The following is a 12,654-nucleotide window of genomic DNA, read 5'->3' on the forward strand; positions in this document are numbered from 1 at the left end:
CCTCCAAGGCGACGTCGTGAAAGCGCTCCCCCGGCAATCGTTATAGATGCATGCCACCACGCCGGCAACGGAACTTGCTGTCTGCCCGATGCAACGCCGACCCCGATTTCCCGCTTCACCTCCGCCTCTGGACACCCGAAATGACTCTGCTATAATCGCGGACTTCCCGGAGAGATGGATGAGTGGTTTAAGTCGCACGCCTGGAAAGCGTGTATAGGTTAATAGCCTATCGGGGGTTCGAATCCCCCTCTCTCCGCCAGGACACCCATAAGAAAGCCCCACAAGTTGCACAAACTTGCGGGGCTTTTCTTTTTGGCCCGACGCGCGGCCAGGGGGTGGGCCACACGACATGCGCGGGGCCGATCCTTTCAGGAGCCGCCACATGATCGAGTACGTCTACAAGCTTGATGTCCGAGACCCTTCCGTAATCCTCAAAGAAGGATTTTCCGGCGGGGCTACCAGCCACCTTGATCCACGGATCTACGGCAGCCAGACGATCCAGGCATGCCGGTCAGTGCTCGGACTCATTTCGTTCGGACTGGAGCGGATCAATGGCCGCAGCGGCGAGCGCGTCGAGCGTCCGCAATATCTTCCGCCGCGCCTTCGGCCCATCGGCAACGGGGTCCTTTACGCTTACCGTATCGACATTCGCGGCCTCGAACACATCGAAGTCACGCCCGAACTTGGCTTCTCATATCCGACGACGCTGAACCACGCGGGGCACTTCAGCAACGGCGAGGACATCCGGCAACTGAACTATTGCTCGCCGCTGATTCCCTCGTTCCGCGGCCAGCGCGAGCCGTTTCGCGACATGGGCCGCGAAGCGAAGGTGTATCTGAAGGCGGCCCGCCACGCGCTGCGGCGCGCGAGGTATATCGAGGAAGTGGTGGTGCGCGGGCCGATTGCGCCGCGCCGCATCCAGCTGTATCAGGTGCTGCCCGCCACACCGGTCGGCCAACGTGTCGCCAACCGCTAGTGCACTGTCAGCCCTTGCGAAGATAGTTGACCAGCCGGTCGATCACCGGGGCGTTGCGCGGCGTGATCAGGCTGACCAGGATCGCCGCCGCGAATCCGGCCGGCACGCCGAACGCGCCCGAAGCGATCGGATCCACGCCAAACCAGCGGTCGCCAAAAATGCCGGTCATCCTGGTAAAGAACGGGTAGTTGACGAAGATGTAATAGACCGCCACGCCGAGTCCGGTGGCCATGCCGGCGACCGCGCCCGCCGCGGTGGTCCGCCGCCAGAAGATCGCCAGCACCAGCACCGGAAAAAAACTTGAAGCCGCCAGCGAGAACGCCGCGCCGACCAGGAACAGGATGTTGCCCGGCCGCAGCGACGTCACATAAGACGCAAACAGCGCCACGCCAAGCAGCACGATCTTCGCGGTGGTAACGCGGCGCTGATGGCTGGCCTGACGATCGATCATGTGATAGTAGACGTCGTGCGACAGCGCGTTGGCGATGGTCAGCAGCAAGCCATCGGCGGTCGACAGTGCGGCGGCCAGCGCGCCCGCCGCGACAAGGCCCGAGATCACATACGGCAAACCCGCGATCTCCGGCGCGGCAAGCACGATCATGTCGGGCTGGATCAGAATTTCCGCCCACTGCACGATGCCGTCGGCATTCATGTCCCGGATCCCGAACACCGGCGGATCGACCTTCCGCCATTGCACCACCCATTGCGGTAACTCCGCGTACGGGATGCCGACCAGATGCTGGAAGAATTCCACCTTGACCAGCGCAGCCAGCGTGGGCGCCGATACGTAGAGCAGCGCAATACAGAACACGGCCCACGCTACCGAATTGCGCGTCTCCTTGACCGACGGCGTGGTGTAGAGCCGCGTCAGGATGTGCGGCAGGCTGGCGGTGCCAACCATTAAGCAGAACACCAGCAGCACGAAATTAAGACGCCGCGTCTTGCGCTCCTGTTCCGATGCGGCGGGATAGGGTTCGGTGGACGACGTCGAAGGCTGGCTGCGCGCCAGCGCATGCTCGCGCGCCTGGCTCCACTGCTGCTGCGCGTCCGCCGCATCGGTCGGAAAGGCCTGCCGTTCGCGCTCGACGGCCTTGATCTCGCGTAGCGGCGCATTGCGCGCGCGCAGTTCCTGCAGCCGCGCGTCCAGTGCCGCCCGCTCTTCGTGGAACGACTGCGGCAGACGGGCGATGCGATCCTGCAGGTCGATTGCCTGCTGGCGGAATATCTCGCGCACCTGCTGCTCGGCCGGATCGCGATCGATACGCTTTTCCTCGGCGTCGATCTGCCTGAGAAGCCCGCCGTAGCTCACCTGCGGCACCACCTGCTGATGATGCTTCCATGCGATCAGAGACACGGCCAGCAAAAACGCCACGATCAGCATGATGTACTGCGCCACCTGGGTCCACGTCACCGCGCGCATGCCGCCCAGGAACGAGCAGACCAGGATGCCGGCGAGCCCGAAGAACACGCCGACGGCAAACTCGACGCCGATAAAGCGTGTGACGATCAGCCCGACGCCCTGGATCTGCGCCACGAGGTAGACGAATGAACACAGCGACGCGGCCAGCACCGCGATGGCCCGCACGGGAATATTGCCGCCCGGCTTGCCGTTGCCGTAGCGCGCGGCCAGAAAATCGGGAATCGTATAGCCGCCGTACTTGCGCAGGTATGGCGCCAGCAGGAACGCCACCAGGCAATAGCCGCCGGTCCATCCCATCACGTAGGCCAGCCCCTCGTAGCCCGACGCGAAGATGATGCCGGCCAGGCCGATGAAGGACGCGGCGCTCATCCAGTCCGCGGCGATCGCCATGCCGTTGAACATCGCCGGCACGCGCCGGCCCGCCACGTAGTACTCGTTCAGGTCCGAGGTTCGGCAAATCAGCCCGATGCACGCGTAGATCGCGATCGTGACAAACAGGAAGACATAGCCGAGCCACAGCGCATCCGCGTTCGAACGCTCCAGCAGCGCCATCATGCCGACGAAGCCGAACAGCCCGAGCGTGAACAGGCCGTAATAGAGCATCAGCCGTCGGCCAAAGCGCGACTGGGTGTCAGCCATCAGAAAAAGGAGTCGTCGAGCAGACAGATGTGCCCGCGCCGGACAACGCCGGGGCGGGCACAACGGTTGTCACGCAAGCGCCAAGCGCGCATGACCGGTGGATTACTGCGCTTGCTTCAGTTGGTCGAGGATGGCCGGATTCTCCAGCGTCGAGGTGTCCTGCGTGATCTCCTCGCCCTTGGCCAGCGACCGCAGCAGGCGACGCATGATCTTGCCGGAGCGCGTCTTGGGCAGGTTGTCGCCAAAGCGGATGTCCTTGGGCTTGGCGATCGGGCCGATTTCCTTGCCCACCCAGTTGCGCAGTTCGGCGGCAATCTTTACGGCCTCTTCGCCGGTCGGACGCGAGCGCTTGAGCACCACGAACGCGCAAATCGCTTCGCCGGTCGTGTCGTCGGGACGACCAACCACGGCGGCCTCGGCGACGATCGGGTTGGACACCAGCGCCGATTCGATTTCCATCGTACCCATGCGGTGGCCCGACACGTTCAGCACGTCGTCGATGCGGCCCATGATCGTGAAGTAGCCGGTGTCCTTGTCACGGATCGAACCGTCGCCGGCCAGATACAGCGTGCCGCCCAGTTCCTCGGGGAAATAGCTCTTCTTGAAGCGCTCCGGATCGCCCCAGATGGTGCGGATCATCGACGGCCACGGACGTTTGATCACCAGAATGCCACCGCTGCCATTGGGCACGTCCTGGCCGGTTTCATCGACGATGGCCGCCATGATGCCCGGCAACGGCAGCGTGCACGAGCCCGGCACCAGCGGCGTGGCGCCCGGCAGCGGCGTGATCACGTGGCCGCCGGTTTCGGTTTGCCAGAAGGTGTCGACGATCGGGCAGCGTTCCTGGCCGATGTTCTTGTAGTACCACATCCACGCTTCCGGATTGATCGGCTCGCCAACCGTTCCCAGCAGACGCAGGCTCGACAGGTCGTACTGCTTCGGGTGGATCTTCTCGTCGGCCTCGGCAGCCTTGATCAGCGAACGGATCGCAGTCGGCGCGGTGTAGAAGATGCTGACCTTGTGGCGCTGGATCATGTCCCAGAAGCGGCCCGCGTTCGGGAAAGTCGGCACGCCTTCGAACACGACCTGCGTGGCGCCGGCGGCCAGCGGCCCGTACGCGATGTAGGTGTGGCCGGTCACCCAGCCGATGTCGGCGGTGCACCAGAACATGTCGTCGGGCTTGATGTCGAACGTCCAGCGCATCGTCATCAACGCCCACAGCAGGTAGCCGCCGGTGCTGTGCTGCACGCCCTTGGGCTTGCCGGTCGAACCCGACGTGTAGAGCACGAACAGCGGATGCTCGGCGCTTACCGGCTCGGCCTCGCAGTGATCGGGCTGGCCGGCGGCGACATCTTCCATATAGCGATCGCGGCCCTCGGTCCAGTTCACCTTGCCGCCAGTGCGGCGATAGACCACCACATGCTTGACGGCCTCGCAGCCGCCCAGTGCGAGCGCTTCGTCCGCAATCGCCTTGAGCGGCAGCGCCTTGCCGCCGCGCATCTGCTCGTCGGCGGTGATCAGCGCCACGGCACCGACGTCGACCAGGCGCTCCTGCAGCGACTTGGCGGAAAAGCCGCCGAACACGACCGAATGGGTCGCGCCGATCCGCGCGCAGGCCTGCATCGCCACCACGCCCTCCACGGACATCGGCATGTAGATGACAACGCGGTCGCCCTTCTTGATGCCGAGCGCCTTCAGGCCGTTTGCAAAGCGGCTGACCTTGGCCAGCAGATCCTTGTAGCTGACGTGCGAAACGCTGCCGTCGTCGGCTTCGAAAACAATCGCGGTCTTGTCGCCAAGGCCCTTCTCGATATTGCGTTCGAGGCAATTGTGGGACGCATTGAGTTCGCCGTCCTCGAACCATTTGTAGAACGGCGCGTTGCTTTCATCGAGCACCTTCGTGAACGGCTTGTGCCAGTGCAGCAGCTCGCGGGCATGGCGCGCCCAGAAGCCCTCGTAGTCCTTGGCGGCCTCGTCGCACAGGGCGTTGTAGGCCTCCATGCTCGGAATGGCGGCGTTCTTCGCGAACGACTCAGGGGGATTGAAAACGCGATGCTCCTGCATCACCGACTCGATGGCGGACATGGGTGTCTCCTGTTTGGCTTTGACTGCTTTGCGTGCAAGGTACGCCCGGCGCCTTACTTAAACCTGACGGTCCAACCCGACGATCATGACTGACAGCGCAGCCGATGCCGCAGTCATGCTGCGTCGCAACAGATCCGTCGAAAGGTCGACCGCGGCGGGAAAGCGGGGGCGCAAGTGCAGTCGGCTCTACTAAGTTAGCACAGCTATAATGCGCCGGTCGCGAATACCCGAACAGCGCGCACGCCCATTCATCGCGCCTGTCGCGTTATCCCTTTCTTTCCTTCCACGCCACCCTTTGCCGATCCACGCGCTCCTACTGATTGCCGCCATGGCCCTCGTCGGCAGCAATGTCGGACTGGGCAAATCGATCATCGCCGAAGTGCCGGTGCTGCTGTTCGCGCTGCTGCGCTTCCTGGTGGCCATCGTGTGCCTGTCGCCGTGGTATCGGCCCGCCCGGATGCGCCGGGTATCGCGCGGCGAATGGCTCAACCTGTTCCTGATGGCGTTCTTCGGCACCTTCATGTTCACGCTGCTGATGCTGGGCGGCGTGCGGCTGACCAGTGCGATGGCCGCCGGCGTGATCACGAGCACGATCCCGGCCACCGTGGCGATCCTGTCGTGGCTATGGCTGCGCGAACGCCTGTCCAGACGGACAGTGTTTTCGGTATTGCTGGCGGTGGCCGGCATTGCGGTGCTGAACATTGCGCGCGGTGGCGATCATGGCGCGCCGCAAGGCACCGCCAGCAACCAGGCGCTGATGGGCAACCTGATGATCCTGGGCGCGGTGTTATGCGAGTCGATCTACGTGATCCTGTCGCGCCGGTTGTCGCAGACGCTTGCCGCGATCGAAATCTGCGCATACACGCATCTGATCGGCGGCGCATTGATGCTGCCGCTGGGCATCGTGCCGCTGCTGACATTCGATTTCGCCGGCGTGGGCTTGACCACCTGGGCACTGCTGCTGTGGTACGCGTTGTCGGCCAGCATCTTCTCTTTCTGGCTCTGGATGAAGGGCATCCGCCATGTGCCCGCGCAGTTGGCTGGCGTGTTCACGGCAGTGTTGCCGGTGGCCGCGGCCGGATACGGCATCGCGGTGCTGGGCGAGCGGCCCGGCTGGGCTCACGGCGTGGCCCTCGGTTGCGTGTTGGGCGGCATCGCGCTGGCCAGCTGGCCCGGACCGATCGCGCGCCGCGCGCTGGGCGACCAGTCGGTACGGTGACGAACCGTTACCAGGCGGCGCAGTCGGGTGTTATCGGACGCACGGTACAATCGAACCCCGCTTCGATTGTCTTAGGACATTACCAATTCCCGCGTCCCATCCCATGGCAGACACTCCCTACCGACCGCTTCGTCCGATTCCCCGCATTATCTTCGCTTCGCGCTGGCTGCAACTGCCGCTATATCTTGGCCTGATCGTCGCGCAAGGCGTCTACGTCTATCACTTCCTGGTCGAGGTCTGGCACCTGCTGTCGCACGTCACGTCCTTCGACGAGACCAAGATCATGCTGGTGGTGCTGGGACTGATCGATGTGGTGATGATTTCGAACCTGCTGATCATGGTGATCGTGGGCGGCTACGAGACCTTCGTGTCGCGGCTCGGCATCGACAATCATCCCGACGAGCCCGAATGGCTCGATCACGTCAACGCCGGTGTGCTGAAGGTGAAACTTTCGATGGCGCTGATCGGCATCTCGTCGATCCATCTGCTCAAGACGTTTATCGACGCCGAGCAGCGCAGCTCGCATACGATCATGTGGCAGGTGATCATCCACGTTGCGTTCCTGCTCTCGGCGCTGGCGATGGCCTGGGTGGACCGCATGGTGTCGTATCCGCACCCGGCGGGCGCGTCCCGCGGCGTGCCCGGCGCGCCGCAAAACGCACACTGACTTCGCGACTGGCGGGGCGAGGGCTGCCACCGCCGCAATACCCGACCAAATGTGTCGACGGCTGTATGCATTGCAACAGCCGTCGCCGCCACGGTGTATCATCCCGGGCTGTGTTTCACCGCTGCCCTCCCCCCACAAAATGACAGTCATCAAGCAAGAAGACCTCATCCAGAGCGTCGCCGATTCCCTGCAGTACATCAGCTATTACCACCCGATGGACTACATCACCAGCCTGGGCCGCGCCTACGAGCTGGAGCAGAGTCCGGCCGCCAAGGACGCGATTGCACAGATCCTGACCAACAGCCGCATGTGCGCCGAAGGCAAGCGCCCGCTGTGCCAGGACACCGGCATCGTCACGGTCTTCGTCAAGGTGGGGATGGACGTGCGCTGGGACGGCGCCACGATGGGCTTGACCGAGATGATCAACGAAGGCGTGCGCCGCGGTTACACGCACCCGGACAACGTGCTGCGCGCGTCGATCGTCAGCCCGCCGGAAGGCGCCCGCAAGAACACCAAGGACAACACGCCGGCCGTGATCCACTACGAAGTGGTGCCGGGCAACACGGTGGACATCCAGGTGGCGGCCAAGGGCGGCGGTTCGGAGAACAAGTCGAAGTTCGTGATGCTGAACCCGTCCGACTCGATCGTCGACTGGGTGCTGAAGACAGTGCCGACGATGGGCGCCGGCTGGTGCCCGCCGGGCATGCTCGGCATCGGCATTGGCGGCACCGCCGAAAAGGCAATGGTGATGGCCAAGGAATCGCTGATGGAATCCATCGACATCCAGGACATCATCGCACGCGGCCCGAAGGACTGGATCGAGGAACTGCGCGTCGAACTGTATGAAAAGGTGAATGCGCTCGGCATCGGCGCGCAGGGCCTGGGCGGCCTGGCCACGGTGCTCGACGTCAAGATCATGGCGTCGCCGACGCACGCGGCTTCCAAGCCCGTGGCGATGATCCCGAACTGCGCGGCCACCCGCCACGTTCACTTCACGCTGGACGGCAGCGGCCCGGCCAAGCTGGAAGCGCCGGATCTGTCGGCATGGCCGAAGGTGGAATGGGCGCCGAACACGGAAACCTCGAAGCGCGTCGATCTCAACACGCTGACGCCCGAGGAAGTCGCCTCGTGGACGCCGGGCCAGACGCTGCTGCTCAACGGCAAGATGCTGACCGGCCGCGACGCCGCGCACAAGCGCATCGCCGACATGCTGGCCAAGGGCGAAAAGCTGCCCATCGATTTCACCAACCGCGTGATCTACTACGTCGGCCCGGTCGATCCGGTGCGCGACGAGGTAGTCGGCCCGGCCGGCCCGACGACGGCGACCCGCATGGACAAGTTCACGGAAACCATGCTCTCGCAGACCGGCCTGATCGCGATGATCGGCAAGGCCGAGCGCGGCCCCGTGGCGATCGAATCGATCCAGAAGCACAAGTCGGCCTACCTGATGGCCGTGGGCGGCGCCGCCTACCTGGTGTCGAAGGCGATTCGCGGCGCCAAGGTGCTGGCATTTGAAGACCTCGGCATGGAAGCGATCTACGAATTCGACGTCAAGGACATGCCCGTGACGGTGGCCGTGGATAGTTCGGGTACGTCGGTGCACAAGACCGGCCCTGCCGAATGGCAGGCGAAGATCGGCAAGATTCCGGTCGCAACGGCCTGATCGACCGGTAGTCTTTTACCCTCGGAAGCCGGACAATTGCTGTCCGGCTTTTTTACGCGCGCGATTTCGTGGACTCTTCTCCTGTCGGCATTTTCGACTCCGGTCTTGGCGGCCTTTCGGTCCTGCGCGAAGTGCGCGCGCTGCTGCCGCATGAGCCGCTGATCTACCTTGCCGATTCTCGCTACGCCCCCTATGGCGACAAGCCCGAGCGGTTCGTGACGGCGCGCACCTTGCAAGTGTGCCGATGGCTCGTCGCGCAGGGGTGCAAGGCGCTGGTGATAGCCTGCAACACGGCCACGATGCATGCCGTGCAGGCGCTGCGCAGCGAATTGAGTGTGCCGGTCATCGGCGTCGAACCGGGATTGAAGCCCGCGGCGGCGATCAGTCGCAGCAAGGTGGTAGGTGTGCTGGCCACCGCCAACACCCTGAAAAGCGAGAAGTTCTCTCGTCTGCTGGCGACGCTCGCGCCGGAAAGCCGCTACTTGTGCGCGGCGGGCCACGGGCTGGTTGCGCTGATTGAGCAAGGCGACGTGTCCAGTCCGGCCATTCGCGAAAAACTCGACGCCTATCTTGGGCCCATGCTCGAAGCCGGCGCCGACACATTGGTGCTTGGCTGCACGCACTACCCGTTCCTGTCGGCCGCGATTCGCGAGATGGTCGGGGACAGGCTGACACTGATCGACACGGGCGCCGCAATTGCGCGACAACTGGCGCGCAAGCTGGCCGAATTCGATATGGCGGCCGATCCTGCCAACGCGGCCGGCATTCGCTATCTGTCGACGAAGGATGCGGCGCATCTGCACGAGATGGCCGCGGCGCTGCTGCAGGTCGAGGCCCGTGCCGAAACCGTGGTCATCGAACCCGCACCCGCGCTGGAAGACGGACCGCTTACTGCGTGAAGCCGACGGGCTTGTGATGCCGCACGTCCGGCTTCACGGCGTGCTCCTGCCGCAATTGCGCCAGGAATTCATCGGGCGTCAGCGCTTCGCCAAGAACCACGGACTGTCGCTTGACGGTGGCGAAGTCTCCGGGCGTCAGGCAATCCATCGCATCGAGATCGCGGCGAATCGCGTCGGTCATGCGGCTGTCGTCGCCATCGAGCGCCTCGTCGACGAACATCGCCACGCGCTGCGTAGGCTTGAGCGGCAGGAAGCGGATCTTGAAGGAAAAGCGCCGCAGCGCCGCTTCGTCGATCCGCTCGAACAGATTCGTCGTGCAGACGAAAATGCCGTTGAAACGCTCCATGCCCTGCAGCATCTCGTTGACTTCGGACACTTCGTAATTGCGCACGGCCTGCTGGCGGCTCTGCATGAAACTGTCGGCCTCGTCGAGCAGCAACACCGCGCCATCCTCTTCGGCGCGCGCGAACATCGCCGCAATCTGCTGCTCGGTTTCGCCCACGTACTTGCTCATCAGGTCGGACGCGCGACGGATCATCAGCGGCAGATCGAGCGCGGCCGCAATATGCTCGGCCAGCGCCGTCTTTCCCGTGCCGGGCGGGCCATAGAAACACAGCGTGCCGCGCCGCCGCGCGCCCAGCGCCTGCACGATCTTGTCGACGGCGTAGCGCGATTCCAGATTGAGATTGTCGAGCCGGTAATGCGTGACGACCGGACGCGCCTCGGCCTCCGGGCGCAGCCCCATCGCGCGATCGGCATGTTCGAGCTGGCGCAGAATCAGCGCTTCGAGCGGTTCGTCGACATCGGGTCGCGCCAGTTCCACGAACCGCGCGGCCGATTGCACCTGGGCCGGCGTCAGCGTCTTGCGCGCGGCCAGCGTGGCAATGAACGCATCGCTGACATCGAGGCTGCCCAGATGTTTGCGGATGATGTTCTCGCGCACCAGCGGCGGCGGAATCTTCAGCTCTAGGTGAAACTGGAAGCGGCGCAGATATGCCGGATCGATCTGCCGGATCGAATTCGATATCCAGATCACCGGCACGGGATTCTGCTCAAGCGTCTGGTTGACCCACGCCTTGCCGTTGACGGACCCGCGCGTGTCTTCCTGACCGAACAGGCTCATCAGCTCGCGCGCGCTGCCCGGAAACACGTCCTCGACCTCGTCGAACAGCAGCGCGGTGCGGGGGCGTCCGCGCAGGAACGCCTGGGACACCTGCAGCGAGCGATAGCGGTCCTTGCCCGAAAGACTGTTGCCGTCGCGATCGAAGCAGTCGACCTCGTAAAGTTCGCACGCCGCTTCGCGCGCAAGCAATCGCGCAAACTCGGTCTTGCCCGTGCCTGGCGGCCCATAGATCAGTAAGTTCACGCCCGGCGCATTCTGGCGCGTGGCATTGCCAAGCAACGCGGTCAGATAGCGCACATCGGTTTCGACATGCGGATAGTCCGCGGTACCTAGCGTCGGCGGCGCGGCCGGCCGCGTGAACACCGCCATCATCTCGGCTTCGTTGGCGTAATTGCCCAGCAGTACGTGCAGCAGCCGATCGGACAGCCGCATCAGGTCGCCCAGATCGGTCACGCTGTTTTCGGGCAGCGGTTGCTCGATCAGGTTCAACGTCTCCAGACGCGACCCGGGGCGCAGCGAGACCGCGATATCGGCAGGACTGGCGCCGGTGAGGCCCGACAGGATCTGGAATGCCTCCTGGCTGTGCGCGACCTTGCAGTCGACCATCACCGCTCGGAGGTCGCGCTTGTACTTGGCGAGCGCGGCGTAGAGCAGCAGCTTGCGCTCGTGGTCCGGCAGGTTGAGCACATGGCTCAGCATGTCGATATTGCGCACGAGCAGCACGCGCTCGCCGTCCAGCCGCGCGGCGATGGCGGCCGACGACGCGGCGAATACCGCGAACATGTCCTTGGCGTGATGCTTGACGTATTCGTCGAGGTAATAGAACAACGCGCTTTCGTCGAAGGCGCTGTTCCATTGACCGTGGCGTTCCAGAAAGTCCTCGGGCGACAGCCGCGAGGCGCCCTTCCACGCGGGCATATCGGCGCATCGCGCCGACAGGAATCGCTGCACGCGCAACACCACGCCGTAGGGCCAGACCATCTCCTGCGCGCTGACGGTCAGGACATCGTTGATATTGCTGCGCAAGTTGAAGCGCGGGCCCAGTGCGCAGACCACGCGCAAGGCAAACTGGGCGCACATCCAGTCGAGGGCCGACGTTCCCGGCGCGCCGGGCGACGCGCGAAGCAACGTGGTGCGGTCGTCCATCGTGCGGTCGTCTTCAGCAAAACGGGTGAAATCCATGACTGGCTCCCTTCGCACAGGACTTCGGACGTCCGGACCGCAGGGATCGCCCAACCTATGCCGTGTCTGCCGCAATGGGGTTTCTGTTTATCGTAGCGCGGTTTTCCGGCCGATGGGCGCCGGGCGCGCTTTTTGGCGCGGCCTAGGCCACGTTACGCCGGCCCGACGTAGCGGCCGCCATTGATGTTCCGCCCGAATGAAGCGGATGCAGAAGAATCGCCCGCATTGCACAATGCGCAACAAATAAGAATCATTATCGTTTATACTGCTCGCTGATACGCTGCCCAAGAGTAGCGCTCCCCTGGCAACCCCGTTTCACGGCTGTGTTTTTCTGGAGCGTTATCATCATGGAACTGCTATTGAGCCTGCTGGTCGGATGTGGCATCTCGCTGATCCTGTTCTACCGCAAGTGATTGCGCCATTTGGCGAGCATCTGTCGTTCCTCTCATGTTCGATCAACGATTTTTCAAGATCACCGTCGCGGTCCTGTTGTTTCATGCCGGATTGCTGTATCTGATCCAGTCCGGTCTGGCGCGCAAGATGACCGAGGCCGTCATCGCCCCGGAAATCATCGCCCGCATCATCCCGATGGAACCGCCTCAGCAGCAGAAGGCGCCGGAACCGCCCAAGCCGCAGAAGACACCCGAGCCGCCCAAGCAGGTCAAGGTGGTCACGCCGCGTCCGGCGCCGCCCAAGCCGCAACCGACGCCGGAACCGGTGGCATCGCTGCCGCCGTCGCCGACCGCGATCGAGGCGCCCCCCGCCCCGCCGGCCCCGCCGG

At 64.0% G+C, this 12,654-nt stretch carries 8 protein-coding genes, 1 tRNA gene and 1 pseudogene; 7 read left to right on the forward strand and 3 right to left on the reverse strand.

Translation table 11 applies throughout. The annotated features are described in order from the left end of the window. Positions 1 to 168 precede the first annotated feature (168 nt). Together F7R19_RS14825 and F7R19_RS14830 are read left to right on the forward strand one after the other, a co-directional pair. Positions 169 to 259 (forward strand) — tRNA-Ser (locus F7R19_RS14825). Between the two features lie 123 nt (positions 260 to 382). Continuing rightward, a complete protein-coding gene (locus F7R19_RS14830) occupies positions 383 to 976 on the forward strand; it encodes a hypothetical protein (protein WP_150981114.1) in 594 nt (197 codons plus the stop codon). A 7-nt stretch (positions 977 to 983) separates the two neighbouring features. Here the strand turns inward: F7R19_RS14830 and F7R19_RS14835 are convergent, their stop codons facing one another. Together F7R19_RS14835 and acs are read right to left on the reverse strand one after the other, a co-directional pair. Then, the gene (locus F7R19_RS14835; protein WP_061959749.1) at positions 984 to 3,035 is read right to left on the reverse strand and encodes a VC_2705 family sodium/solute symporter; all 2,052 of its coding nucleotides are present in this window, start codon (positions 3,033 to 3,035) and stop codon (positions 984 to 986) included. A 102-nt stretch (positions 3,036 to 3,137) separates the two neighbouring features. Next, positions 3,138 to 5,120 carry an acetate--CoA ligase gene (gene acs, locus F7R19_RS14840; RefSeq protein ID WP_150981115.1) on the reverse strand — a complete coding sequence of 661 codons (1,983 nt, stop codon included), beginning with the start codon at positions 5,118 to 5,120 and terminating at the stop codon, positions 3,138 to 3,140. 295 nt (positions 5,121 to 5,415) lie between these two features. Between acs and F7R19_RS14845 the strand changes: the two genes are divergently transcribed. The 4 genes from F7R19_RS14845 to murI all read left to right on the forward strand — a co-directional run bounded on the left by F7R19_RS14845 (position 5,416) and on the right by murI (position 9,568). Continuing rightward, entirely contained in the window at positions 5,416 to 6,339 is a 924-nt protein-coding gene (locus F7R19_RS14845) for a DMT family transporter (protein WP_150981116.1), read from the forward strand. Positions 6,340 to 6,442: 103 nt separating this feature from the next. Beyond that, positions 6,443 to 7,006: a TIGR00645 family protein gene (locus F7R19_RS14850; RefSeq protein ID WP_150981117.1), complete on the forward strand. Its 564-nt coding sequence runs from the start codon at positions 6,443 to 6,445 to the stop codon at positions 7,004 to 7,006. Positions 7,007 to 7,145: 139 nt separating this feature from the next. Continuing rightward, the gene (locus F7R19_RS14855; RefSeq protein WP_061959746.1) at positions 7,146 to 8,669 is read left to right on the forward strand and encodes a fumarate hydratase; all 1,524 of its coding nucleotides are present in this window, start codon (positions 7,146 to 7,148) and stop codon (positions 8,667 to 8,669) included. A gap of 68 nt (positions 8,670 to 8,737) precedes the next feature. Then, positions 8,738 to 9,568 carry a glutamate racemase gene (gene murI / locus F7R19_RS14860; RefSeq protein WP_150981118.1) on the forward strand — a complete coding sequence of 277 codons (831 nt, stop codon included), beginning with the start codon at positions 8,738 to 8,740 and terminating at the stop codon, positions 9,566 to 9,568. Here the strand turns inward: murI and F7R19_RS14865 are convergent. After that, positions 9,558 to 11,873, reverse strand: coding sequence for an AAA family ATPase (locus F7R19_RS14865; RefSeq protein WP_150981119.1), 2,316 nt, complete (start codon positions 11,871 to 11,873; stop codon positions 9,558 to 9,560). The genes murI and F7R19_RS14865 overlap by 11 nt on opposite strands. A 447-nt stretch (positions 11,874 to 12,320) precedes the next feature. Between F7R19_RS14865 and F7R19_RS14870 the strand changes: the two are divergent. Next, positions 12,321 to 12,654 (forward strand): annotated as a pseudogene (locus F7R19_RS14870) (energy transducer TonB); the annotation flags it as partial.

The organism is Cupriavidus pauculus, assembly GCF_008801835.1.
In the GTDB taxonomy this organism is placed as follows: domain Bacteria; phylum Pseudomonadota; class Gammaproteobacteria; order Burkholderiales; family Burkholderiaceae; genus Cupriavidus; species Cupriavidus pauculus.